At 42.2% G+C, this 23,651-nt stretch carries 19 protein-coding genes; 7 read left to right on the forward strand and 12 right to left on the reverse strand.

Annotated elements, in window-relative coordinates:
• Positions 1-93: 93 nt before the first annotated feature.
• Positions 94-1,503, reverse strand: coding sequence for a glutamate--ammonia ligase (gene glnA, locus M1E86_RS01345; protein WP_125891728.1), 1,410 nt, complete (start codon positions 1,501-1,503; stop codon positions 94-96).
• Between the two features lie 392 nt (positions 1,504-1,895).
• Positions 1,896-2,720 carry a PadR family transcriptional regulator gene (locus M1E86_RS01350; protein WP_248467415.1) on the reverse strand — a complete coding sequence of 275 codons (825 nt, stop codon included), beginning with the start codon at positions 2,718-2,720 and terminating at the stop codon, positions 1,896-1,898.
• Between the two features lie 433 nt (positions 2,721-3,153).
• Between M1E86_RS01350 and typA the strand changes: the two genes are divergently transcribed.
• The gene (gene typA, locus M1E86_RS01355; protein ID WP_125891727.1) at positions 3,154-4,977 is read left to right on the forward strand and encodes a ribosome-dependent GTPase TypA; all 1,824 of its coding nucleotides are present in this window, start codon (positions 3,154-3,156) and stop codon (positions 4,975-4,977) included.
• Between the two features lie 82 nt (positions 4,978-5,059).
• Here typA and M1E86_RS01360 read toward each other — a convergent pair whose 3' ends face one another.
• Entirely contained in the window at positions 5,060-5,662 is a 603-nt protein-coding gene (locus M1E86_RS01360) for a hypothetical protein (RefSeq protein ID WP_213913547.1), read from the reverse strand.
• Positions 5,663-6,012: 350 nt separating this feature from the next.
• Between M1E86_RS01360 and yihX the strand changes: the two genes are divergently transcribed.
• The 3 genes from yihX (at position 6,013) to fabY (ending at position 8,064) form a co-directional block, all read left to right on the forward strand.
• Positions 6,013-6,627 carry a glucose-1-phosphatase gene (gene yihX, locus M1E86_RS01365; RefSeq protein ID WP_125891725.1) on the forward strand — a complete coding sequence of 205 codons (615 nt, stop codon included), beginning with the start codon at positions 6,013-6,015 and terminating at the stop codon, positions 6,625-6,627.
• 61 nt (positions 6,628-6,688) lie between these two features.
• Positions 6,689-7,126: a D-aminoacyl-tRNA deacylase gene (dtd, locus tag M1E86_RS01370; RefSeq protein WP_125891724.1), complete on the forward strand. Its 438-nt coding sequence runs from the start codon at positions 6,689-6,691 to the stop codon at positions 7,124-7,126.
• 23 nt (positions 7,127-7,149) lie between these two features.
• Positions 7,150-8,064: a fatty acid biosynthesis protein FabY gene (fabY, locus tag M1E86_RS01375; protein WP_125891723.1), complete on the forward strand. Its 915-nt coding sequence runs from the start codon at positions 7,150-7,152 to the stop codon at positions 8,062-8,064.
• A 59-nt stretch (positions 8,065-8,123) separates the two neighbouring features.
• Here fabY and M1E86_RS01380 read toward each other — a convergent pair whose 3' ends face one another.
• Entirely contained in the window at positions 8,124-9,881 is a 1,758-nt protein-coding gene (locus M1E86_RS01380; RefSeq protein ID WP_213913548.1) for an AsmA family protein, read from the reverse strand.
• A 125-nt stretch (positions 9,882-10,006) separates the two neighbouring features.
• A complete protein-coding gene (locus M1E86_RS01385) occupies positions 10,007-11,395 on the reverse strand; it encodes a uracil-xanthine permease family protein (protein ID WP_213913549.1) in 1,389 nt (462 codons plus the stop codon).
• Positions 11,396-11,630: 235 nt separating this feature from the next.
• On the opposite strand from M1E86_RS01385, the gene gltS reads away from it, so the two are divergent.
• The gene (gltS, locus tag M1E86_RS01390; RefSeq protein WP_125891721.1) at positions 11,631-12,845 is read left to right on the forward strand and encodes a sodium/glutamate symporter; all 1,215 of its coding nucleotides are present in this window, start codon (positions 11,631-11,633) and stop codon (positions 12,843-12,845) included.
• 97 nt (positions 12,846-12,942) lie between these two features.
• Here gltS and recG read toward each other — a convergent pair whose 3' ends face one another.
• From recG to gmk, 5 genes are read right to left on the reverse strand one after another with little or no spacing between them, the layout of a single operon-like run.
• Positions 12,943-15,024: an ATP-dependent DNA helicase RecG gene (recG, locus tag M1E86_RS01395; RefSeq protein WP_213913551.1), complete on the reverse strand. Its 2,082-nt coding sequence runs from the start codon at positions 15,022-15,024 to the stop codon at positions 12,943-12,945.
• 15 nt (positions 15,025-15,039) lie between these two features.
• Positions 15,040-15,753 (reverse strand): tRNA (guanosine(18)-2'-O)-methyltransferase TrmH, encoded by a 714-nt coding sequence (trmH, locus tag M1E86_RS01400; protein ID WP_125891719.1) that lies wholly within the window; start codon positions 15,751-15,753, stop codon positions 15,040-15,042.
• 22 nt (positions 15,754-15,775) lie between these two features.
• Positions 15,776-17,893, reverse strand: a complete 2,118-nt coding sequence (spoT, locus tag M1E86_RS01405; protein WP_426099229.1) for a bifunctional GTP diphosphokinase/guanosine-3',5'-bis pyrophosphate 3'-pyrophosphohydrolase — start codon at positions 17,891-17,893, stop codon at positions 15,776-15,778.
• Between the two features lie 19 nt (positions 17,894-17,912).
• Entirely contained in the window at positions 17,913-18,188 is a 276-nt protein-coding gene (rpoZ, locus tag M1E86_RS01410; RefSeq protein WP_004262665.1) for a DNA-directed RNA polymerase subunit omega, read from the reverse strand.
• 56 nt (positions 18,189-18,244) lie between these two features.
• Positions 18,245-18,868: a guanylate kinase gene (gmk, locus tag M1E86_RS01415; protein ID WP_125891717.1), complete on the reverse strand. Its 624-nt coding sequence runs from the start codon at positions 18,866-18,868 to the stop codon at positions 18,245-18,247.
• 317 nt (positions 18,869-19,185) lie between these two features.
• On the opposite strand from gmk, the gene ligB reads away from it, so the two are divergent.
• Positions 19,186-20,910 (forward strand): NAD-dependent DNA ligase LigB, encoded by a 1,725-nt coding sequence (ligB, locus tag M1E86_RS01420; protein WP_213913552.1) that lies wholly within the window; start codon positions 19,186-19,188, stop codon positions 20,908-20,910.
• A gap of 27 nt (positions 20,911-20,937) precedes the next feature.
• On the opposite strand, the gene M1E86_RS01425 is transcribed toward ligB, so the two are convergent.
• On the reverse strand, positions 20,938-21,552 hold the full coding sequence (locus M1E86_RS01425; protein ID WP_102138856.1) for a trimeric intracellular cation channel family protein: 615 nt from the start codon (positions 21,550-21,552) through the stop codon (positions 20,938-20,940).
• A 122-nt stretch (positions 21,553-21,674) separates the two neighbouring features.
• On the opposite strand from M1E86_RS01425, the gene M1E86_RS01430 reads away from it, so the two are divergent.
• Positions 21,675-23,012, forward strand: a complete 1,338-nt coding sequence (locus M1E86_RS01430) for a DUF3748 domain-containing protein (protein ID WP_248467424.1) — start codon at positions 21,675-21,677, stop codon at positions 23,010-23,012.
• 299 nt (positions 23,013-23,311) lie between these two features.
• Here the strand turns inward: M1E86_RS01430 and M1E86_RS01435 are convergent, their stop codons facing one another.
• A complete protein-coding gene (locus M1E86_RS01435) occupies positions 23,312-23,626 on the reverse strand; it encodes a YceK/YidQ family lipoprotein (protein ID WP_213913556.1) in 315 nt (104 codons plus the stop codon).
• Positions 23,627-23,651 lie beyond the last annotated feature (25 nt).

Here is a 23,651-nt window from a genome sequence, read left to right on the forward strand (position 1 = left end):
TTTTTGTTGCGTAAATACGTTAGAGATAAAAGGCCCCATCAAAAGATGGGGCAAGTGCTTCACGGCAACAAAGACTAACAGTGGAACGGCGTGTTACACACTGTAGTACATTTCAAATTCGAGAGGGTGTGGTGCCATACGAACACGTTGGATGTCGGCACGGGTTAATTCAATATACGCATCAATAGCGTCATTCGTGAATACACCACCACGGGTTAAGAATTCACGGTCTTTATCTAATTCCGCTAACGCTTCGTCTAAAGAGCCTGAAACAGTTGGAATTTCTTTGGCTTCTTCTGGTGGTAAGTCATATAAATTTTTGTCCATCGCATCACCAGGGTGGATCTTATTGATGATGCCATCAAGACCGGCCATTAACTGGGCTGCAAACGCTAAATATGGGTTAGCAGCTGGGTCTGGGAAGCGAACTTCAATACGGCGTGCTTTGGTACTCGCGACGACTGGAATACGAATCGAAGCAGAACGGTTACGTGCAGAATATGCCAACATGACTGGTGCTTCAAAGCCAGGAACTAAGCGTTTGTATGAGTTAGTCGTTGGGTTTGTAAATGCGTTCAGTGCACGTGCATGCTTAATAATTCCACCGATGTAATACAGCGCCATTTCGGATAAACCGCCGTATTTGTCACCTGCGAACAGGTTAACGCCACCTTTAGATAAAGACATATGGCAGTGCATACCTGAACCGTTATCACCCACTAAAGGTTTAGGCATAAAGGTCGCTGTTTTGCCGTAGGCATGGGCAACATTGTGAACAACATATTTATAAATTTGGGTTTCATCCGCTTTTTTGGTCATGGTATTAAAGCGGGTCGCCACTTCGTTCTGGCCAGCGGTTGCCACTTCATGGTGGTGAGCTTCAACAACCAAGCCCATCTCTTCCATCGTGGTACACATAGCTGAACGCAAGTCTTGTGATGAATCAACCGGTGGAACTGGGAAATAACCGCCTTTTACTGCAGGGCGATGGCCTTTATTACCACCTTCGTACTTGGTGCCTGTATTCCATGCCGCTTCGATATCATCAATATGGTAGTAACTACCATGCATGTTGTTGCCAAAACGAATGTCATCAAAAACGAAAAATTCAGGTTCTGGCCCAAAGAGAACGATATCGGCAATGCCACTTGAGCGCAGGAAATCTTCCGCACGTTTTGAAATTGAACGTGGGTCTCTGTCATAACCTTGCATCGTGCCCGGTTCTAAAATATCGCAGCGAATGATCAACGTGATATCTGCATAGAATGGGTCTAACATCGCCGTTGATGGGTCTGGCATTAATACCATGTCTGATTCATTGATGCCTTTCCAGCCACCAATAGATGAACCATCAAACATCTGGCCTTCTTCAAAGAAGTCTTCGTCAACTTGATGAGCAGGGATAGTGATGTGTTGCTCTTTACCTTTAGTGTCGGTAAAACGCAGATCAATAAATCTAACATTGTGCTCTTTAATTAACGATAAAACATGTTCAGCGGACATCTCGGCTCTCCTGGTCGGGTCTAATCAACAAATCACAAGCTATCGTTTGATAGTCGGTCTGTTGTTTGTCTGGCGTGTTAGTTATATAAAATTAGTTATATAAAAATAGTTAGCACGCGCTCTATAAATAGATAAGCTAAAAGCGTGCCAACTTTTTTAATTATAGTAAATACTGATTGTTACGTGAGGAATAGATTTATTATTAAGCAAATATTGCATTTTGTGCACTGTTTTGGTGCGATCGGCTCTTTTGCGCGCACCAATTTGGTGCTTTGAGTGAATTTGGGGGCCATCGGTGGGATTTCAAATAAAAAATCAGCACTGTGCTCTGTTAAAGCGCAATGCCGATGAAATCTAAAAGAAATGAGGTTATTTAATCTCAAGCAGCGGCATTAATCTTCATCGCTATTGGTTAATAACGTATTTACTTCTTCAATTTGTTTTACTGCATCATTGATAATGGAAGCTATTTGGCGAGTCTGTTCTTCATTTAGCTGTTTTAAAACCATTTTGTGACGCAATAATGCTTTAAAGCGACTGACAGCCATTTCAATGTCTTCCGCTAAATTGCCGCCTTGTTGCATATCACGCGCTTTTGCTAGTTTGCGAGCAATAACCGCTTCAATTTCTTTATTTTGAGCGAGATGGGCAGCTCCTTCTGGTGTGATCGTAAAACTTTTGCGATTGCGCTCAACAATCTGAGACTCTAGGAAGCCTTGCTCTTCTAACAGTGTTAGAGTCGGATAAATAACACCGGGACTAGGCACATATAAGCCATTTGAGGCTTCTTGAATATCTTTGATAATTTCATAGCCATAGCTTGGTTTTTTAGCGACTAACGAAAGTACCATTATATGAAGATCGCCATGGTCGAATAAACGACGCAGGCCTTTGCCTCTTCCGCGGCCTCTTTGGCGGCCTTCGCCGTGGCAGCGTTCACCGTGTCCGTGACCATGACGGCCTTCGCCGTGGCAGCGTTCACCGTGTCCGTGACCATGACGGCCTTCGCCGTGGCAGCGTTCACTGTGTCCGTGACCATGACGGCCTTCGCCGTGACAGCGTTCACTGTGTCCGTGACCATGACGGCCTTCGCCGTGGCAGCGTTCACTGTGTCCGTGACCATGACGGCCTTCATTGTGGCAACATCCACCGTGGTGGCCACGTTGATTTTCATCGTGGTGTGCATAATATACATGACGACAAGATTTAATTAGCATATAGTTACTCCTTAGCGTGTAACTTTAGATATATCGAATTTATTTTATGGGTTTACTATATTTAGATATATCTAATTAGTCAATTTAGATATATCTAAATAACGCAAAAAGATATTTAAACTGGCAGTTAAGAAAGAAAGTCTATTTTTTGTTCTTTTTTTGGGCTGCTAATATTAAGTTTTTAGCGTATTATTCTGTCACTTTGTGATTTCACAGTGCTGATAGGCCTATTTTTATTAGGTATTTTGGCTCAGTCTCGCAACTGAATGTTTTTTCGTTAAAAACTTTTTATACAGTGATGGGTTTCACATTTATTCCACTTGTGCGGAAAAACGTGTAAAATAACAGCAAATTAACGTAGAAAGTATGCTTTGGGCGTGAATAACGGCTCAAAAAGCATATTCCTTTCCTGTCAATTAAACGGTAAAAATCCTTGTCAATTCAAAATTTAAGAAACATCGCCATCATCGCTCACGTTGACCATGGCAAGACCACACTGGTTGGTAAATTACTGCAGCAATCAGGCACGTTCGGTGAACGTGAAACTGTTGATGAGCGTGTTATGGACTCCAATGACTTGGAGAAAGAGCGTGGTATTACTATCCTTGCTAAAAATACCGCTATCCAATGGAATGGTTATCACATTAATATCGTAGACACCCCAGGTCACGCCGATTTCGGTGGTGAGGTTGAGCGCGTTATGTCTATGGTTGACTGCGTACTGCTGGTTGTTGATGCGATGGACGGCCCAATGCCACAAACTCGCTTCGTAACGCAAAAAGCGTTCGACCACGGTTTACGTCCAATTGTTGTTATCAATAAAGTTGACCGCCCAGGCGCACGTCCTGATTGGGTTGTTGACCAAGTATTCGACTTATTCGTGAACTTAGGTGCAACGGATGAGCAACTCGATTTCCCTATCGTGTATGCTTCTGCATTAAACGGTATTGCTGGCCTTGACCACGAAAACATGGCTGAAGACATGACTCCACTGTACGAAGCGATTGTGGAACATGTTGCGCCTCCGGCAGTCGACATTGACGGCCCATTCCAAATGCAAGTTTCGCAATTGGATTACAACAGCTATTTAGGTGTTATCGGTATCGGTCGTATTAAGCGCGGTGTTGTTAAGCCTAACCAACAAGTAACGATTATCGATAGCGAAGGTAAGACTCGCAACGGTAAAATTGGTAAAGTTCTGACTCACTTAGGTTTAGAGCGTATTGACTCACAACAAGCGGAAGCGGGTGATATCGTTGCTCTGACAGGTTTAGGTGAACTGAATATTTCGGACACCATTTGCCAAGTCGGTAGCGTTGAAGCATTGCCTGCGTTAGCGGTTGATGAGCCAACTGTTAGCATGTTCTATTGTGTTAACACCTCACCATTCTGCGGTAAAGAAGGTAAATTCGTGACTTCACGTCAGATCCTTGACCGCTTGAATAAAGAACTGGTTCACAACGTTGCACTGCGCGTTGAAGAAACTCAAGATCCAGACGCATTCCGCGTTTCTGGTCGTGGTGAGCTTCACTTATCTGTTCTGATTGAAAACATGCGTCGTGAAGGTTTTGAATTAGCCGTATCTCGTCCAAAAGTTATCATTCGTGAAATCGATGGCCGTAAACAAGAGCCATTTGAACAAGTGACTTTAGACGTTGAAGAACAGCACCAAGGCGACATCATGAAAGCTTTAGGTGAACGTAAAGGTGACCTGCGCGACATGATGCCAGACGGTAAAGGCCGCGTACGTCTTGACTACGTGATCCCAAGCCGTGGTCTGATTGGCTTCCGTACTGAATTCATGACAATGACATCAGGTACGGGTTTACTGTATTCAACATTCAGTCATTACGACGATGTTCGCCCAGGTGAAATCGGTGGCCGTCAAAACGGCGTTCTGATCTCCAACGGTCAAGGTAAAGCGGTTGCTTACGCACTGTACAGCCTGCAAGATCGTGGTAAATTGTTCTTAGGTCACGGTGCTGAAGTGTATGAAGGCCAAATCATTGGTATTCACTCACGTTCTAACGACTTAACCGTTAACTGCTTAACAGGTAAAAAACTGACTAACATGCGTGCGTCAGGTACTGACGAAGCAACGACTCTGTCACCACCAATCAAAATGACTCTGGAACAAGCACTTGAGTTCATTGATGATGACGAGTTAGTTGAAGTGACTCCGCAGTCTATCCGTCTGCGTAAACGCCACTTGACTGAGAACGATCGCCGTCGTGCAAACCGTTCTAAAGAAGACTAATTATCGTTACGTGATATTGTTTATTACATTATTGTCGTGATGTGTGTAAGGCGCCTTTCGGCGCCTTATTTATTGATAAGGTTTATAACGACTTGTCTTTCTTCATAAAATACAGTGATGAAATAAATAGTCCGATAATTAAAGGGATTTCGTACAATTCTTCAATAAGGCTTTGTAGCTCAGCATGATGTAGAAAAATGGAACTCAGGAACCGATGGTGTTCAACACTATCTGAAATCAAAAAAGCACAAAGGGTCAGTAGTAAGCTCCAAAGTGGAATCGCTGTATTTTTTAGGTGAAAAACAATACTTTTTCTTAATGGAGAAGCGAATAGCATCAAAACTAAACTGCCAATCAAGACGACAGAAACGAGTCTAAAATAGATGTGATCTAAATTAGGGAAAAATTCGCGTCCCCAATTGATTCCTCTACCAAATAATGTTATCCACCAGATAGTTGCCCATAACCAAAATAATTTCATTCCCTGGATTTTTTGCTGTAATGGTTTCATATAAAACCAAGTGAAAAAGGCACAAAAAATTAGAGTAATAGATTGAAAATGTTCAATAGTTTTTGTTGCTAGGTCGATATTTAAATTCTGGGAGAGATTATTAAATAATGGAATTAAAAATAAGCTTCCCCATAGAATAACAATCGGCCAAGAGATTGTTTTATCTACTTTCATAGTATGACTTTTATATTTTAAGATTTATTGATTACTGATAATGCATGGATATCAGCTGACATTGCTTATGTGTAACTTGCTACGTGTAAGTCATTATGCAAAAAGCCTATGGTGGGACTTAACATTTAGTATCAAAAGCCGATAGTGTGGTGTGAAATAGCACCTTTAGGATAAAAAATATTTTCTCTTTAATGGAACAAATTGCCCAGTTTGCTGCTCGTTAATTGAGCTAAGTGCGGGTTGCTTAATCGATAAATTGACAAAATAACGTGAATTATCACTAATTAGGGCTGTTCAGTTGCATGAATAATGATTAAAGTAAATTTAGTGAATAACAATGAGGAAAATTTATGCTGTATATCTTCGATATGGGTAATGTGATTATTGATATCGACTTTAATCGTGTATTTGATAAATGGTCTGAGCTCAGTGGTACACCAAGTGAAGAAATCAAATCACGTTTTACTTTTGGTAATATCTTTCAATTACATGAGTGTGGAAAAATTTCAGACATCGAGTTTGCTGAACTGCTTTGTGAAGAAATAGGCATAACACTAAGCTTTGAAGATTTTGCTGAAGGCTGGCACGCTATTTTTATTTCATTACGACCTGAAGTCATTGATATTATGGAGCGCCTTCGTGAACAAGGGCACCGAGTGGTCGTTTTATCGAATACCAACCGTCTACATCTAGACTACTGGCCAGCACACTACCCAGAAATTGCAGCTTCCTCTGATTTTTTATATCTCTCCCAAGATTTAGGCATGCGTAAGCCTGATCCTGAAATTTACAAATATGTGCTGCAATCAGAAGATTTTGATGCAGCAGATGCTATTTTCTTTGATGATGTCGAGGAAAATATAAAAGCTGCAGAAGCTCTTGGTATTCGCAGTATTCATGTCGTGAATAAAGACACCATTCCTGAATATTTCCGCACTTACGATTTTAGTGCTGAAGTTGAATAACATCCTGATTTTATCGTGGGGCAACGGCGAACGTTGCTCCATCTTTTTGTAAAGAGTCATCATGATTGCATTAATCCAGAGAGTCACTCAAGCGAGTGTGGTTGTTGATCAGAAAATAGTAGGGCAAATAAATACTGGGTTGTTGGTTTTACTTGGTGTTGAAAAAGATGATGATGAGCAGAAAGCCAAGCGTTTGTGTGAAAAAGTATTAGGCTACCGTATTTTTAGCGATGAACAAGGGAAAATGAATCTCAACGTTCAGCAAGCGGGAGGTAGCCTATTGGTGGTTTCTCAATTTACTTTAGCTGCTGACACCAAAAAAGGTATGCGGCCAAGTTTTTCAGGGGGAGCCGAACCTGAAAAAGCAGATACCTTGTATCAATACTTCGTTGAACAAAGCCGGCTACAAGGGATTGAAACACAAACGGGGGAATTTGCTGCCGATATGCAAGTAAATTTAACCAATGATGGCCCTGTTACCTTCTGGCTACAAGTGTGAAGCCATTTTTAAAGGGGGAAGCGATGTACCATTTACGTACACCGAAAGATGATATTGAATTCGCAACTTATTACCATTTTCGCTGGGAAATGTTGCGAAAACCGTTTAATCAGCCCCTTGGTTCAGAAAAAGATGGATATGATTTAACCGCACACCATCAAATGGTTGTGGATGATAAAAACCGTATCCTTGCCATTGGCCGCTTATATATCAATGCAGATAATGAGGGGGCTATCCGTTTTTTAGCCGTTAACCCTGCCATGCAAGGTAAAGGACTCGGCAAATTAATTATCATGGCCCTGGAGTCCGTTGCGCGGCAAGAAGGCGTAAAACGCATTGTGTCGAGCGTTCGTGAAGAGGCCGTCCCCTTTTTCGACAAAATGGGTTTTGAGAACCGTGGCCAAGTCGCTGGGCAGCTAAAAACGCCTGTACGCCACTATTTGATGATTAAACCCATTGAGACGCTAGACCAAATTCTACATCGTCCCGATTGGTGTGGTGAGCTACAACAAGCGTGGTATAAGTACATTCCATTGAGTGAGAAAATGGGGGTTCGAGTTGACCAATACACAGGAACTCGTTTTATTACCACCATGCCGGAAGCGGGCAACCAAAATCCTCATGAAACGATATTTGCAGGAAGCCAATTTTCATTAGCTACCTTGACGGGATGGGGGCTGATTTGGCTGTTAATGCAAGAACACCAGCTTGGTGGCGATATTGTGTTGGTCGATGCCAGTATTCGTTATGGTAAGCCCGTGAGCGGCAGGCCGACAGCGACAGCGGACTTAGCAAATATGAGCGGTGACCTTGACCGTTTAGCGCGCGGCAGTAAAGCGCGGGTAAAGCTGAAAGTCGAGGTTAGTAACCCTGATGGCAAGGTGGGCGCAGTATTCAGTGGTGTCTATATGGTGCTACCTGTAGCGCCAGTAAAGTAATGTTGTTCATTGAAAATTAAAAGATAAAGGCAGGTATGATTGACCTGCCTTTTGTATATCTATGGATTACTAAGTGCGGGGAGCGGCTCTACTAATGAAGGCTCGGTAGGCTGTAAATCGGCTTCGGACTCTACTGAAGAAGTGACAACCCCATTAACAACGGTACGGAATAGGCGTTTGCCTTGCAATGGGACTGCCATCAACTCCCCATTCAAACTTTTTTCTACTGATGGGGCGAGTAAATCCCCTTGTAATGTCGCATCAAAATCACCAATAACTTGAGCGGGAAAGCCTGCCCAGCCCCATTGGTTTAAATCAACGAGATCAATATTCGAACCCGATGCTCTCAGTAAGAAGGGGACTTTTTTTGGTTCTTGTTTTACCAGCAAGCCAACCTTACTGATGCCTTTATCGGTACTGACTGTTAAGCTCGCAGCGGCTGAGGACTTACCACTTTGACGCACTTCAATAAACGGGCGGCGTACAAGAACTTGGTTAATTGTGCCGCTATCTGCAGTGAATGTCGCTTTACCGCTCCAAATTCCCCACTGCTTTTGTTTTATTAAATCGATATTTTCAATATTGCCGCTGAGCGCGGTCAGCTCAAAGGAAAACTGTGGTTGGATATTCATCAAAAGTGATTGAGAAAGGGTGAATTTTTTGATGCTTAAACCAGATAACCAAGGCGGTGTAGGCTCTGCAAAGAATGATAGCCAATTTTCAGGCAAAGTATATAAGATACCCGCTAGTTTGCCTTCGTCGATAGTCAGTATTCGGTCATTGCGCTGCCAAGAACCACTGAGGTTAAAGACGCCTTTATTATAGTAACCGGATAACTTATTGATATTCAGGCTGTCACCGTTAATTTTCAGATCACCAATTAAGGTACTGAGTTGCTGGTCTTTTACGACAAATTGGTCAACATTAAAACGAATGTTGCTTTCGGAACTAGTCCAGCTCCCTCTCACGAAGCTGAGTTGGTCAATTTCGGTGCTTAGGCCAGAGAGTGCCCAATCCTTCCCTTGAATATCAATGTTGGTTAACTCTACTTTTTTGATCTGCAATGATTTTTCACTCGTTATTGCATCAAATAGTGAATCGACATCAACTTTATTTTCCCAACCGACTTTATTCATGGTGAGGGAATCTACCGCGATAGCGCCATCCTTAAGTACCTTCCCAGCCCCCGCAATATAGCCATTATTTAGGTAGGCACTTGCTTGACTTATTTCTGTTCCTTGCTGCTGCAATTTACCGGTAATGGCAACATTCTTGAATGAAAGGTCATTAAATTTTAATTGGTTAGCGGTAAATCGAAAATCACCGTAACCAAAAGGGGAGTTTTCATCGGGTTTCCAAGGGGTAATTCCCCCCGTGAAGCCAGTGACTTGCACAGTATCATTGTCTTTTTTAAGCGTGATTTGGCTATTTTCAAATTGCAAAATATTCGCGGAAATAGGTAGCAGTATCGTATCAGGTGTGACAGTTGTCGATAATGTTCCTTGAGTAATAACCAAACGTTTGATTGCCGTACCGCTAAATAGATTTCGCCAATTAACATCAAGCACGATTTGCCGTGAGTCTAAAGATAGGTCACAGTTTTTATTCGCTAATTTGACATCTTGGAAAATGAATTCACCGGGGTTAGAAAATTCATGTCCCATAATTCCCACATCAATATCATAGTCAGTGAACTTACTTAAAAATTGACTGGAGTAGGATGCACCCCAACGGGTTTGCAGCCCGATATAAGTAAAAATAAACAATAGCAGCAGTAACAGAAGTGCATAGGTAGTAAGTTTGATTAACCATTTCACAGTTTACTGCTCCTTTGGTTTGTTGACGAATAGACACAGGAAGAGACTGCCTAATATAGCGACAATTTAAGGATAGGATACAGAAAAACCGCCAGAGTGTTCAACACTGGCGGCTAGAATGAAGGTTATTTTTCGAGAGGGAAGACTAAATTCAGAACAATTGCAGTTAAACCACCCGCAGCAATACCAGAAGAAAACAATGTTTTTAGCCAGTCAGGTGCGAATTGCAAAATCAAAGGTTGCTGTGAAACGCCCATACCCACTGCGAGGGAAAGCGCAATAATCATGATAGCCCGGCGATTGAGCGGTTCACGAGATACAATGCGTACACCTGAAGCGGCAATGGTACCAAACATTACAATGGTTGCTCCGCCTAATACGGGTTCTGGAATTTGTTGCACAAAGCCTGCAACCGCAGGGAACAGCCCCAATAGCACTAACATTAACGCGACAATATAGCCGACATAGCGACTTGCCACCCCAGTTAACTGGATAACACCGTTGTTTTGCCCAAAGCAAGAGTTAGGGAAAGTATTAAATACCGCAGAAACCATCGAGTTCAAACCATTAGCAAGTACGCCACCTTTGATACGTTTCATGTACAAAGGGCCGCGAACCGGTTGCTCAGATACATCAGAAGTGGCGGTAATATCACCTATCGTTTCTAAGGAAGTCACCATAAAAATAAGAATTAATGGGATCAACAGGTTCCAGTCGAAGGATAAGCCATAATAAAAGGGCTCAGGGACAGTAATAATTGGCTGGTTGGCTTCCATTGGTTGCGCATTTGGCAACATGTCCATCCACCAAGCTGCAATATAACCAACAGCCATAGCAATGACTAAAGATGCGACACGTAAGTAAGGGTTTTTCTGCCGATTAAGTAAAATAATAACCGCTAAAACAACCCCAGCTAAAATCAAATAATCAGGGGAACCAAAAGTGTTGTCACTAATTGCACCATAGCCACCGCCAATGGATGTTAACCCGACTTGAATCAAGGATAGGCCGATAATCATGACAACAACACCTGAAACCAGTGGTGTAATGACTCGACGGGCTAGATGTAAGAAGCGAGAAAGAATCACTTCGGTGAGTGCTGCAACTAGCAATGTGCCGAATAAGGCTGCCATCATCGACGGGATATTAGCGCCACCTTGCTTAAGTGCAACACCCCCCATGATTAAAGGTGCAACAAAGTTAAAACTGGTTCCTTGAATCGAAAGCAGGCCTGAGCCAATAGGGCCCCATGCACGGATCTGAATTAAAGAAGCAATACCGGAGGCAAATAAAGACATACTAATGATGCGCTGGGTATCGTGAGCTGGTAGTCCTAATGCCTGACAAATCAGCATCGCAGGGGTAATCACCGCAACAAACATCGCCAGAAGATGTTGCCCAGCGGCAAACAAGGCTTGGGGCAGTGGTGGGCGGTCTTCTAATTTATAGATGAGTTCGCTTTGCGTTTGTATGGTCGCTTCAGTAGTTTGTTTTTCAGACGTCGCAGTATTCATTGCCTTCATTTCTCGCCAACAAAAAACGCATTGTAATGTGTCGAAATTAAAAAGCAATCGTTTGCGCGTAAAAAATATTGATCAATGTTAAATAAGGCTGTCACATTTTTATATCTTTTAACTTGTATTTATAACAGTTTTTTTTTCTAATCCTATAACCTGCTTTTGGCGTTTTAAGGAAGAAATTAACGTCTTACTAGTTTTTGATAATTTTAACAACAGACGAGGTACGTGAATGTATCATCTCGATGTCTACGGTACACTGGTAGCAGCTACCTTAGTACTATTACTTGGGCGTAAACTGGTCAAATCAGTTCCTTTCCTTGAAAAATATACAATCCCTGAACCTGTTGCGGGTGGGTTGTTAGTAGCTTTTAGTCTTTTATTGCTTAAACAATTATTTGACTGGAGCCTTTCTTTTGACTTATCACTGCAAGAACCTATGATGCTGGCATTTTTTGCCACAATTGGTCTTAATGCCAACCTTGCTAGTTTGAAGGCTGGTGGTAAGGCATTGTTTATCTTCATTTTTGTGGTTGTTGGTTTATTGCTTGTCCAAAATACGGTAGGGATTGCTCTTGCTGAATTATTGGGATTAGACCCTCTCATGGGGCTATTAGCTGGTTCAGTTACCTTATCGGGTGGTCATGGAACTGGTGCGGCATGGGGGAAAATTTTCACTGAAAGCTATGGTTTCCAAAGTGCAACAGAAGTTGCAATGGCGTGTGCTACATTTGGACTTGTTCTCGGTGGTTTAATCGGCGGGCCTGTTGCACGTTTTCTAACGCGTAATATTCCAACGCCAGGAACGGCTGATGATGATAAAGACGTTCCAACTGCATTTGAGAAACCACAATCTGGGCGCATGATCACTTCAATGGTTTTAATTGAAACTATTGCACTGATCGCTATTTGTCTATTGGTGGGAAGTTTTATTGCAGGCGAATTAGCCGATACTCCTTTCGCATTGCCTAAGTTTGTCTGCGTACTTTTTGTTGGTGTCATTTTAAGTAACAGCTTATCACTGCTTGGTTTTTACCGAGTATTCGACCGCGCTGTTTCTGTCATGGGTAACGTGAGCCTCTCATTATTCTTAGCAATGGCACTCATGAGCTTGAAGCTGTGGGAATTAGCATCACTTGCAATCCCAATGATTATCATTCTTGCTGTACAGGCTTGTGTGATGGCGGGATATGCTATTTTTGTGACTTTCCGCGTGATGGGCAAAAACTATGACGCTGCAATCTTAGCTGCAGGTCATTGTGGGTTTGGTCTTGGTGCGACACCAACAGCGATTGCGAATATGCAAGCTGTTACGGATAGATTAGGTCCATCTCACTTAGCATTCTTGGTTGTACCAATGGTTGGGGCATTCTTCATTGATATTGTTAATGCGATAGTGATTAAACTGTATCTGATGCTGCCATTATTCCCAACGATTGCTGGTTAACTTTCATTTTATAATAAATCAAGTAAAGCAGGTATTGCCGTGAAAATATTCACGGCAATTTTCATTTTAGGGAACGAATAAAAAGAAGATATAAAACTTAAGCGTGGCTGTACTGCTCTCGCTCAGGTAACCAACGCTCAATAAGTTGTTGTGCATTTTCGGGGTGATTTTGTTGAATATGGCGAGCAAGGCGTTGCACTTCTGGCAACATGTATTGGTCACGCAACAAATCTGCGACTTTAAATTCTGCATTTCCTGTTTGTCTAGTGCCTAATAATTCCCCTGGCCCGCGAATTTCGAGATCTTTTTGTGCGATAACAAAGCCATCATTGCTGTCCCGCAACACTTGTAGTCTTTGTTTAGCGGTATGGGTTAACGGTGTCTTGTACAATAAGACACAGTGAGACGCGATAGCTCCACGGCCGACCCGCCCTCTTAGTTGGTGTAACTGAGCCAAACCAAGGCGTTCAGGGTTATCAATAATCATTAAACTTGCATTTGGCACATCCACACCGACTTCAATAACCGTCGTAGCAACCAGCAGTTGAATTTCATTCTGTTTAAAAGCCGCCATAATACTTTGCTTTTCAGCGGGTTTCATTCGACCATGAACTAAACCGACTTTCAATTCAGGTAATGCCAGTGCGAGCTCTTCGCTGGTCACTTGAGCTGCTTGCGCTTCTAATAATTCAGAGTCTTCAATGAGTGTGCAGACCCAATAGGCTTGGCGGCCTTCTTCAATACAGGCTTGGCGAACACGCTCAATAATATCATTACGGCGAGTGTCCGGTATGGCGACAGTGGTGACGGGGGTTCGTCCTGGAGGTAGCTCGTCGATGACCGAGGTATCTAAGTCTGCATAGGCTGTCATCGCCAGCGTCCGTGGGATTGGCGTAGCGGTCATGATTAATTGATGAGGGTGGTACCCTTGCTGCTCACCTTTTTCACGCAGAGCGAGCCGCTGATGAACGCCAAAGCGATGTTGTTCATCAATGATAACAAGCCCCAGAGCTTTAAAGCTCACTTGCTCTTGGAAAATAGCGTGTGTTCCAACAACCATCGCGACCTCTCCACTTGCGATGGCATCTTGCTGAGTCTGACGTGCCTTACCCTTTTGTTTACCCGCAAGCCAACCTACTTTGACACCTAAAGGTTCTAACCACTGTTTGAACGTATTGGCATGTTGCTCTGCAAGAATTTCCGTGGGAGCCATCAGCGCCACTTGTTTGCCATTCTCGATGGCACAAACGGCGGCTAAGGCTGCAACGAGGGTTTTCCCTGATCCCACATCCCCTTGAATCAAACGCATCATAGGGGCGTTTTTAGCGAGGTCTGCTTCAACTTCACTAACAACACGGTTTTGTGCGTCTGTTGGTGAAAACGGTAATTGTGCAAGTAACTGAGATTTTAATTGACCACTTGTCACTAATGGTTCCGCATATAGGCGTTCATTACCTGCGCGGATAGCTAACATGCTTAGATGGTGAGCGAGTAGTTCTTCGAGGACTAGCCGCTTTTGTGCCGGATGATGGCCTTTTTCTAGCTCGCTCAGTGCCACATTCGGTGGTGGATTGTGTAATAAGCGAATAGCATCTGGTAAGCTTATCATTCCACGGCTAAGCTCTTCAGGAAGTAATTCTTTTATTTTCCCGCTATCCAGTAGCCCGAGCGCTTGTTCCATGACTTTGCGTAAAGTCGCTTGGCGAACACCTTCAGTGGTTGGATATACGGGTGTTAAATTCTCTTGCAAGCTGATATTGCTGGGGTCTTTAGACACTTTATATTCAGGGTGAATGATTTCCGGTCCTGTATTTCCTCTGCGAACTTCCCCATAGGCGGTAACCTGTCTTCCTTCTGCTAAGTTATTTTTCATTGCTGCTGAGAAGTTGAAAAAACGTAAGGTGAGGTTGCCTGTTCCATCGGAAATTAAGCAAGTCATCATTCTTTTTCGGCCGAAGACGACTTTAGTTTGCAGGACTTCGCCCGTGATCGTTGCTGTCGTGCCGGGAAGAAGATCTTTTATTTGATATAAACGAGTATGGTCTTCATAGCGCAAAGGGAAATGAAGAAGAAGGTCTTGAACGGTGTTCAAACCGATTTTACGCATTTTTTCTGACTGACTTGCACCAACACCATGCAATGAGGTCAGTGAAATGGTATCAAGTAGCCCATTATTCATGTTATTTCCTTCTATTTAACCAAACTGCCGTCTTTTCATTTTTTCGGTTAATTGCATTTGTGCCCACCACGTCTCATCAGCTTCAATTTGCCCTTGGTTATTAATCAATGGCCGAGGAAGCCCCTTACGTTTAGCGACTTCAGCCAGTACAGGGTAACCGCCTTCAAATAACCAAGCTTGTTGTTCATCTGGTGAAAGTAAGCAATGTTCACGATCGTACATTCCCGCTTGTTGCCGCTGCCTTTGGGCTTCATAGAGAATTAATGCAGAAGCGACGGAAACATTCAAAGATTGCACCATACCCGCCATTGGAATGATAATGTGTTTATCCGCCAATGCGAGGGCTTGTTGTGAAATCCCTGTTTTCTCTTGTCCCATCATAATACAAGTTGGTAAAGTATAATCAATTTCACGAAAATCAACGGCATGTTCCGACAAGTTAGTTGCCAAAACCTGCATGTTTTGTGATTTTATTTGGGAAATGGCTTCTTCGGTCGATGCGTGTGAAATAATTTTAACCCAGCTATTACTCCCTGCAGCGGAAGAAACGGACAGTTTGACTTGTTGGTCAGGCCAAATAGCATGAATTTGATGGATCCCTACCGCATCCGCACTGCGTACAATGGCAGAAACATTGTGCGGTTTATGAATTTCTTCGAGACAGAGAGTTAGGTCAGGCTGCCGCATCGCCATCATTTGGCAAATGCGGCGGTAGCGGCGTTCATTCATAGTGATTAATCAAGTATGGTCGTTAATTACGGTTTCGGCTAACACGTAGAACGTCAGGCATAATACGGATTTTTCGCATCACATTTGCCAATTGAACACGGTTTTTAGTCGTAAGGCGAATAAAGGCACAATATACACGGCCATCTTTTTCTTCTGTATTCATACTTTGAATACTTGAGTTAGCGTCATTAATAGCGGCGGTTAAATTCGCTAAAGCGCCTTGATGGTTAATCATATCCACTTTAATTTCAGCGATAAAGTCGGTGTCGGTGTCATTGTCCCATTCAACTGCCATAAATTTATCAGGTTCTTTCTGATACCCACGGATATTTCGGCAAGACTCATGGTGGATAACCAGACCTTTGCCAGGACTAATATGTGCAACAATTGGGTCACCAGGAATAGGGCGACAACATTTTGCAAAGGTGATTAAAACACCATCTGCACCCTTAATAGACAGTTTATTCCGGCTTTCAACTAACACTTGTTCTTCTGGTGCATTTTGTGGATTGTTTTGTAGATTACGTGCGACAACCACACTCATTGCATTACCCAACCCAATTTCAGCAAGCAAATCATCGATAGAGTGCAGCTTCATGCGTGCTAATTCTGCATCAATATTGGTTTGAGGGATATCAGTGAGTTTATTTCCTGCCCCTAGGGCATGGTTGAGTAAACGGCGACCTAAGTTAATAGAATCTTCGCGTTTTAAATTCTTTAATAATTGGCGTATTTTGGCGCGAGCTTTTGAGCTAACGACGAAATTTAGCCAAGCTGCGTTCGGCCTAGCGCCCGGTGCAGTGATAATTTCAACAGTTTGGCCACTCGTCAGGGATTGCGAAAGTGGGTAAGGCTGACGGTCAACACGAGCCCCCACGCAAGCATGGCCAATATCCGTGTGTACCGCATATGCAAAATCAACAGGTGTTGCACCAGTAGGTAATTCAACAATACGGCCTTCTGGAGTGAAAACGTAGATTTCATCTGGAAATAGATCCGATTTAACGCTTTCAATAAATTCAAACGAGCTACCTGCACTTTGTTGCAACTCAAGTAGGCTTTGCATCCAACGTTGAGCTCTAACTTGTGCCGTTGTACCTTGTTCACCTTGCTCTTTATAGGCCCAATGTGCAGCAACCCCCATTTCAGCCATTTGGTCCATGTCTTCTGTGCGAATTTGCACTTCGACAGGCACACCATGCGGCCCAATAAGTGAGGTATGTAGCGACTGATAGCCATTGGCTTTAGGGATGGCAATATAGTCTTTAATACGGCCCGGACGCGGCTTGTATAAACTATGCATCTGACCTAAAACACGGTAGCAAGTATCCACATCTTTCACTATTACTCTAAAAGCATAGATATCCATAATGGAATGGAAACGTTGCTCTTTTTGGTGCATTTTGCGATAGATGGAATAAAGATGTTTTTCTCTGCCACTGACGCGACAAGGAACACCCGCCTCAGTAAGCCTACTGTCAATTTCCGAGAGAATTTTTTGGATCATCTCTTTTCGGTTACCGCGAGCGGCTTTAACCACTTCTTTGATAACGCGATAACGGTTGGGATACAACGCCTCAAAACCAAGCTCTTCAAGCTCTGTTTTGATGTGGTGTATACCTAGCCTATGGGCTAACGGGCTATATATTTCAAGGGTTTCACGTGCAATGCGCCGACGCTTATCGGGCCTGAGTGACCCTAACGTGCGCATATTGTGAGTACGGTCTGCCAGTTTTATCAAAATGACACGGATGTCTTTTACCATCGCCATGATCATTTTGCGGAAGTTTTCTGCTTGAGCTTCTTTTTTGTCGCGAAAGTTGAGCTTGTCTAGTTTGGAAACACCTTCAACGAGACCGGCGACGGTGGTACCAAACAATTCTTCTATGTCTTGAAATGTCGCTGGAGTATCTTCAATCACATCATGAAGTAGCGCAGCCATCAGTGTTTCATGGTCCAAACGCATTTCAGCAAGAATACAAGCAACAGCAACTGGGTGAGTAATATAAGGCTCACCACTCGAACGGGTCTGTCCTTCGTGGGCATCCCGTGCAACAACATAGGCTTTTCTTAGTAATTCAATTTGTTCTTTAGGAAGATACTTTTGAATGACTAAATTAAGGCTCTCAAACAGATACAAGGCAGACCCACCTTAGTGATTAGCGACGACCTTCAGCGATTGCAGAAACTGCTTGCATTTCAGCTGCTTCTTGCTCTTGCTGCTCTTGGCGCTCACGCACATCTAAAATGTGACCGTTGATTAAACCTTCTTCTACTTCACGCAATGCGATAACAGTATATTTATCATTTTCTTCAGGAACTAAAGGGTCTTTTCCACCCGTTTGTAACTGACGAGCTCTACGTGCCGCAACCAATACGAGGTCAAAACGGTTACCAATTTTTTCTACTGCGTCTTGAACAGTTACGCGTGCCATAAGTGTGCTACTCCAAAGAAATAAAAAAATGACCTGATATGATACTGAAACTATTCTCAGTCTGCTAGTAATTTGCTGATTAAAGCATCATGTCGCTGAATTTGACGCGCTAACTTTAAACGCTCAGTACGGATGATAGATTGTAAATCGCTTAGCGCGGTATTGAAATCATCATTAACAATAAGGTAATCATACTCGTTGAAATGTTCAATTTCACCTACCGCTTGTGACATACGCTTTTCTATAACTTCATCGCTGTCTTGCCCACGTCCACGTAGCCTACGATAAAGTTCATCTTTTGATGGTGGGAGAATAAAAATACTGCGTGCTTCTGGCATTTTATCCCTAATTTGTTGGGCTCCCTGCCAATCGATATCAAGAAAAACATCTACACCACTATTTAATACATCTTCAATGATGGGTTTGGACGTCCCATAATAATTTCCAAAAACGCAGGCATGCTCTAAGAACTCGCCTTTGTCGACCATTTGTAAAAAATCAGTTTCAGATACAAAGAAATAGTGCTCGCCATGGACTTCCCCTGGACGTGCGGCTCGAGTTGTATGAGAAACGGAAACCTGTGTGTCATACAATGGTTGTGTTTTTAATAAAGCCTGAATCAGACTTGATTTCCCTGCACCACTAGGGGCAGAAACAATATATAACGTGCCTTGTATCATGATGATTTCTTGAATAGTCGAGGATTAAACATAAAAGATGGTGATAAACCCGACATAGTATACACGTACTTGCATCAACATGCAGCGATATCAATAAATCATGAATTTTAATTAAATGAATTTGATTCATCGCTAAATTGTGAACAGGTTCGAGAAATTAACTTATTACTCATGAAAACAACATTCGTTTTGCGAAGCTTTTTGCAAATAATCTCTTTTGGAGATGAAGACAGAAAAAAGATATTTCATGCTTAGTGAATCGGAAAAATGCTTTGAAATATAGCATTACAATGGATTAGTAATAACAAGGAATAGTTATGGTTTATATTTTTTATGGTTATTGGTTAGCGTCATCTTATAGGTTGGGTGGGTTAATTTTGGGCGTCATGGTGTGTATTAATTTTGCCCAAGCCGCGCAGCAAAGTGCTATTAATGAACAGTGTGAAGAACAAAATAGTCAAATAATTAAGCGGGAGAGTCACAGGTTAGGAAAACAATTACAGTTGTGGAACCAATCTTATCGTTTGGCTGGTAGCAGTCCTATTAGTGATGAAGCTTATGATCAGTTATTTAATTTATGGCGTTCTCTGCAACGCTGTCAGCAGCTTCCTGAAGAATTACCCGACGTGCAATTTCCCGAAAAATTACAGTTAATGAGGCATCCTATTCCTCATACAGGCTTGAAGAAACTCAATGAATTAGATGTTTATAGATGGATAGAAACACGTAAAAACATCTGGTTGCAACCTAAAATCGACGGTGTTGCGGTAACGTTGGTTTACAAGAATGGCAAGCTTATTTCCATGATCAGCCGGGGAAATAGCGTTGAAGGAATCGAGTGGCGAGCAAAAGCAGATTTCATTCCTGCAATACCCAAACAAATTAAATATTCAGGTACGCTTGTGCTCCAAGGGGAGTTATTTTGGCGTATGAATAAGCACATTCAAGCTAAAAGGGGGGGAGTAAACGCACGCAATAAGGTTGCAGGGTGGTTAATGCGAAAAAGTCCCCCAACTGCTCTTGAAGAAAATATTGGTATTTTTATCTGGGCGTGGCCTGCGGGAGATGCAAACCCAAAAACACAATTAACATTACTTTCTGAGATAGGTTTCCCGCTTGCTGAGCAATATAGCCATAAAATTGAAAGTAAAACCCAAGCTAAGCAACTAAGGGAATTCTATTATCAAGGCCAATTACCATTTGCGACCGATGGCATAGTGCTTAAAAATTTTCCAGCGCCAGCGGCATCAGCTTGGCAATCAAAACAAAATAGCTGGGCGATTGCATGGAAATACCCATTGCGCAGTGTGCTATCAGAGGTAACTAAGCTCAAATTTAATGTTGGCAGGACAGGAAGAGTTAGTGTCGTTGCTGAAATCATCCCCATCAATATTGACTCAAAAACTATTTCAAAGGTAAATGCTGGATCATTATCATCATGGTCAAAGCGGAATTTACTTGTTGGAGATAAAATACTTGTCTCTCTTTCAGGTCTCGGAAGTCCAAAAATTGAAGACATTGTTTGGCGGCGAGAGAAACGTGAATACCCAGATACATCAAGCTTAACGCAGTTTCATGCGCTCAGTTGCCTGACTTATACGGAATCTTGCTCGCAGCAATTTGTAGCGAGGTTAACATGGTTAGGCAAACAACTCAGTATTCGAGGGATAAATGAAGCGACGTGGCGCCAGTGGGCTGAGAGCCATAACCTTACTCAACTAACAACTTGGTTGTCAGAGCAATGGCAAAACGATTTACCTAAAGGGAAAAAGCACCAACTGTTAGTAAAGCAACTGAAAATGGCAAAGGCTCAACCTATTTGGTTTTGGTTAAAAGGTTTGGCAATTCCACTGCCTAAGGTACAAGTAGGAAAAGTGACTGACATAGGTATGCTGTATGACCCCTCATGGGTTAATAGTATAAATTTGACAGAATTACAAAGGAAAAAACTGGCTAATTGGTTGGCAGAGCCGGAAATTCAATCTATTTTACGTATCTTGTCTGATATGAAAGCTATTCAGCCATCAATCGCAAACTATTAATGGCTGACGATCTTTTGCTGAACTAGGTTAATCTTGGTTTTCGTAATTGAAAATAGGTAGACCAAGACGATAACGAATGGCGATTAGCCTTGCGCTTAAACCAACAACGAGTGTGATAATTACCACGATGTCTTTAGGCAGAGGAGTTTGTAATAGGCCAATATAGATCCAAGCGGCAGCGAAAGAGACGCCAGCATAGACCTCTTTTTGGAAAACTAAAGGGATTGTATTACACAGCATGTCTCTTAACACACCGCCAAAAACGCCAGTAATTACGGCTGCAATAGCAGCGATGATTGGGCTATAGTGCATATCGAGGGCAATTTGGGCACCCAGTATAGAAAACACAATTAGCCCGATAGCATCTAATATGAGGAACAATCGACGTAAATGTTTCATCATCGGAGCTATCCAAATTGTCACAATAGCAGCGCCTGCAACAGTCAGGATATACTCAGGGTGTTCCACCCAGCCTAAGGGGTAATGGCCAAGTAACATATCACGTACGGAACCACCGCCAATTGCTGTCGCAGACGCAATAATGATGACACCAAAGACATCCATTTTTCGCCTGCCAGCGGCAAGCGCACCCGTCATGGCTTCTGCGGTGATACCAATAATATAAAGTACACTTAATAACATGGTAGTTTTGTTCAAGACTAAGGTTGTTGCTAAAGGGTAATATTACTTGTGAAACTTCTCGACTGAGATTTTCTAGTGTTGGTTAAACTAGATTAGTTAAAGTAATCCGATAGCGATATTAAATGATGTCAAAGGATAACAGATTGAATAATAAATTGCCCTATAAAGAAACACGTTTAACGCATGATGAGCGAAGCCATCAACTAACGAACATTAATGTCTGGACTCCAGATAGCCAGTGGTTAGCGTACGATATACGGCCAAATGGTAGTTCTTTTACAGGTTTATCTATAGAAAAAATTCATGTAAAAACACGGCAAGTTGTTGAGGTTTATCGTGCAAGTCATGGGGCTCACGTGGGGGTGGTAACTGTAAGTCCTCAACCACCAATTCAATATGCGTTTATACATGGCCCTGAGTACCCAGATGATCAGTGGCAATATGATTTTCACCACCGGAGAGGGGTGTATGTTAAAGACGAGCAATTAAACGTCGCCCACTCCATTGATGCAATGTGTATTACTCCTCCTTATTTAGTGGGGGCGTTACGTGGGGGCACTCATGTTCACGTTTTCAGTCCAGACGGAAAGTGGCTGAGTTTTACATATAACGACCATGTTATGCACGAATTAGATGTGCAATTAGATCAACGGAATGTTGCGATTGCTGTACCTATCGGTCCTATCAATGTAAACCCCAAAAAACATGTTCGAGAATATAATGGTGACTACTTTTGTTGTGTTGTGACCCAGACTACACCGCAGCCTAAAGCTAACAGTGATGAAATTAGCCGTGCATACGAAGAGGGTTGGGTAGGTCAAAAAGGCTATCAAAAACAGAGTGGGGAATGGCAGGAAAGAGCCTTGGTATTTATTGGTGATACTCATTCTACAAATGGTGAAATTATTCCTGAGATCTACATTGTTGATTTGCCTTCACAGCTTGAGGATTACATGATTGCAGGGGAATTTCCTATCCAAGGAACAGAATCGAGCATGCCTTCCCCTCCTAGGGGGATACTGCAAAGGCGCTTAACTTATACACAGGATAAAAAATTTCCTGGTTTAGCAAAACAACCTCGACATTGGCTTAGAACTTCTCCAGATGGTAAATCAATCGCTTGTTTGATGAATGATGATGACGGTAATGCTCAATTATGGTTAGTTGATACGCTAACTGGAACACAAAGGCAAATAACACACGGTTCTTCGCCACTTCAGTCTGCTTTTAACTGGGATAGTAAAGGAGAGCACATCTGCTTTATTCGTGATAATAGCGTCATGTATTGTCATGTTGTGACTGGAACTATGCAAAAACTAACAGAATGGACGGAGCTTGCCCCTGTTGCCGATGCCGTTGTATTTTCACCTAATGATGAGTTGATCGCATTCATGCGTGATATTGATGGATTTAGACAGATTTATACCGTAGAAACGGGTTTAAAGCGGCAAATAAAATAATCAGATTACTATAATAACGGATAAAAAAGTTAGGATTGACTTTTTTATTCGTAATTGTTTTTATTATATTCCAATAAAAAACTCAATCATTTAATTGTTAATTATTTACATGTAGAACATGTAGATGCTTACAAATAGAATATTTAAAGTTAAGAAAAATTCTTGTCATAATAAATTAATAATTAAAGTAATATTACATAAATGATTTGCCAGAACTTAGTTAGGTTAAAAATAATGTATTAACAAATACATTTAGTACACAATCATATTTTAATTACAAACGATTGATTACCCCTAAATTACTTTTTCGTTTTATCTTTCTTTTCAAGTTCTTCTATACGTTTCTTGGGTGAGTCAGCTTGAGCATCATTATCTGATTTAGCGTAATCTAAAGGAATTAAAAGGGTATCCATAACAACAGAAAAAGGTAAATCAATAGCAAGTAAAGGCTTAACGACCCAACCCGTTTCATCATCTTTAATCATTTTAATACTATTTTTAGAACCAGGGTAATAGCCTTCAGATGGACCCGCATGAGTCATAATACTTGAGCAGCCACTTAAAATAAGAGGTGCGATAAGAAAGCAGAATCGTATTGAAATTAAACTCAGCATAGACGTCGTCAACCTGTATTTTGCT

Source organism: Providencia sp. PROV200, assembly GCF_049901995.1.
In the GTDB taxonomy this organism is placed as follows: Bacteria; Pseudomonadota; Gammaproteobacteria; order Enterobacterales; family Enterobacteriaceae; genus Providencia; species Providencia rettgeri_E.

Excerpts from the sequence above, each read along its gene's own strand:
- glnA (WP_125891728.1), bottom strand. The coding sequence starts at position 1,503 with ATGTCCGCTGAACATGTTTTATCGTTAATTAAAGAGCACAATGTTAGA.
- M1E86_RS01350 (WP_248467415.1), bottom strand. The coding sequence starts at position 2,720 with ATGCTAATTAAATCTTGTCGTCATGTATATTATGCACACCACGATGAA.
- M1E86_RS01360 (WP_213913547.1), bottom strand. The coding sequence starts at position 5,662 with ATGAAAGTAGATAAAACAATCTCTTGGCCGATTGTTATTCTATGGGGA.
- yihX (WP_125891725.1), top strand. The coding sequence starts at position 6,013 with ATGCTGTATATCTTCGATATGGGTAATGTGATTATTGATATCGACTTT.
- dtd (WP_125891724.1), top strand. The coding sequence starts at position 6,689 with ATGATTGCATTAATCCAGAGAGTCACTCAAGCGAGTGTGGTTGTTGAT.
- fabY (WP_125891723.1), top strand. The coding sequence starts at position 7,150 with ATGTACCATTTACGTACACCGAAAGATGATATTGAATTCGCAACTTAT.
- M1E86_RS01385 (WP_213913549.1), bottom strand. The coding sequence starts at position 11,395 with ATGAATACTGCGACGTCTGAAAAACAAACTACTGAAGCGACCATACAA.
- gltS (WP_125891721.1), top strand. The coding sequence starts at position 11,631 with ATGTATCATCTCGATGTCTACGGTACACTGGTAGCAGCTACCTTAGTA.
- recG (WP_213913551.1), bottom strand. The coding sequence starts at position 15,024 with ATGAATAATGGGCTACTTGATACCATTTCACTGACCTCATTGCATGGT.
- trmH (WP_125891719.1), bottom strand. The coding sequence starts at position 15,753 with ATGAATGAACGCCGCTACCGCCGCATTTGCCAAATGATGGCGATGCGG.
- rpoZ (WP_004262665.1), bottom strand. The coding sequence starts at position 18,188 with ATGGCACGCGTAACTGTTCAAGACGCAGTAGAAAAAATTGGTAACCGT.
- gmk (WP_125891717.1), bottom strand. The coding sequence starts at position 18,868 with ATGATACAAGGCACGTTATATATTGTTTCTGCCCCTAGTGGTGCAGGG.
- ligB (WP_213913552.1), top strand. The coding sequence starts at position 19,186 with ATGGTTTATATTTTTTATGGTTATTGGTTAGCGTCATCTTATAGGTTG.
- M1E86_RS01425 (WP_102138856.1), bottom strand. The coding sequence starts at position 21,552 with ATGTTATTAAGTGTACTTTATATTATTGGTATCACCGCAGAAGCCATG.
- M1E86_RS01430 (WP_248467424.1), top strand. The coding sequence starts at position 21,675 with ATGATGTCAAAGGATAACAGATTGAATAATAAATTGCCCTATAAAGAA.
- M1E86_RS01435 (WP_213913556.1), bottom strand. The coding sequence starts at position 23,626 with ATGCTGAGTTTAATTTCAATACGATTCTGCTTTCTTATCGCACCTCTT.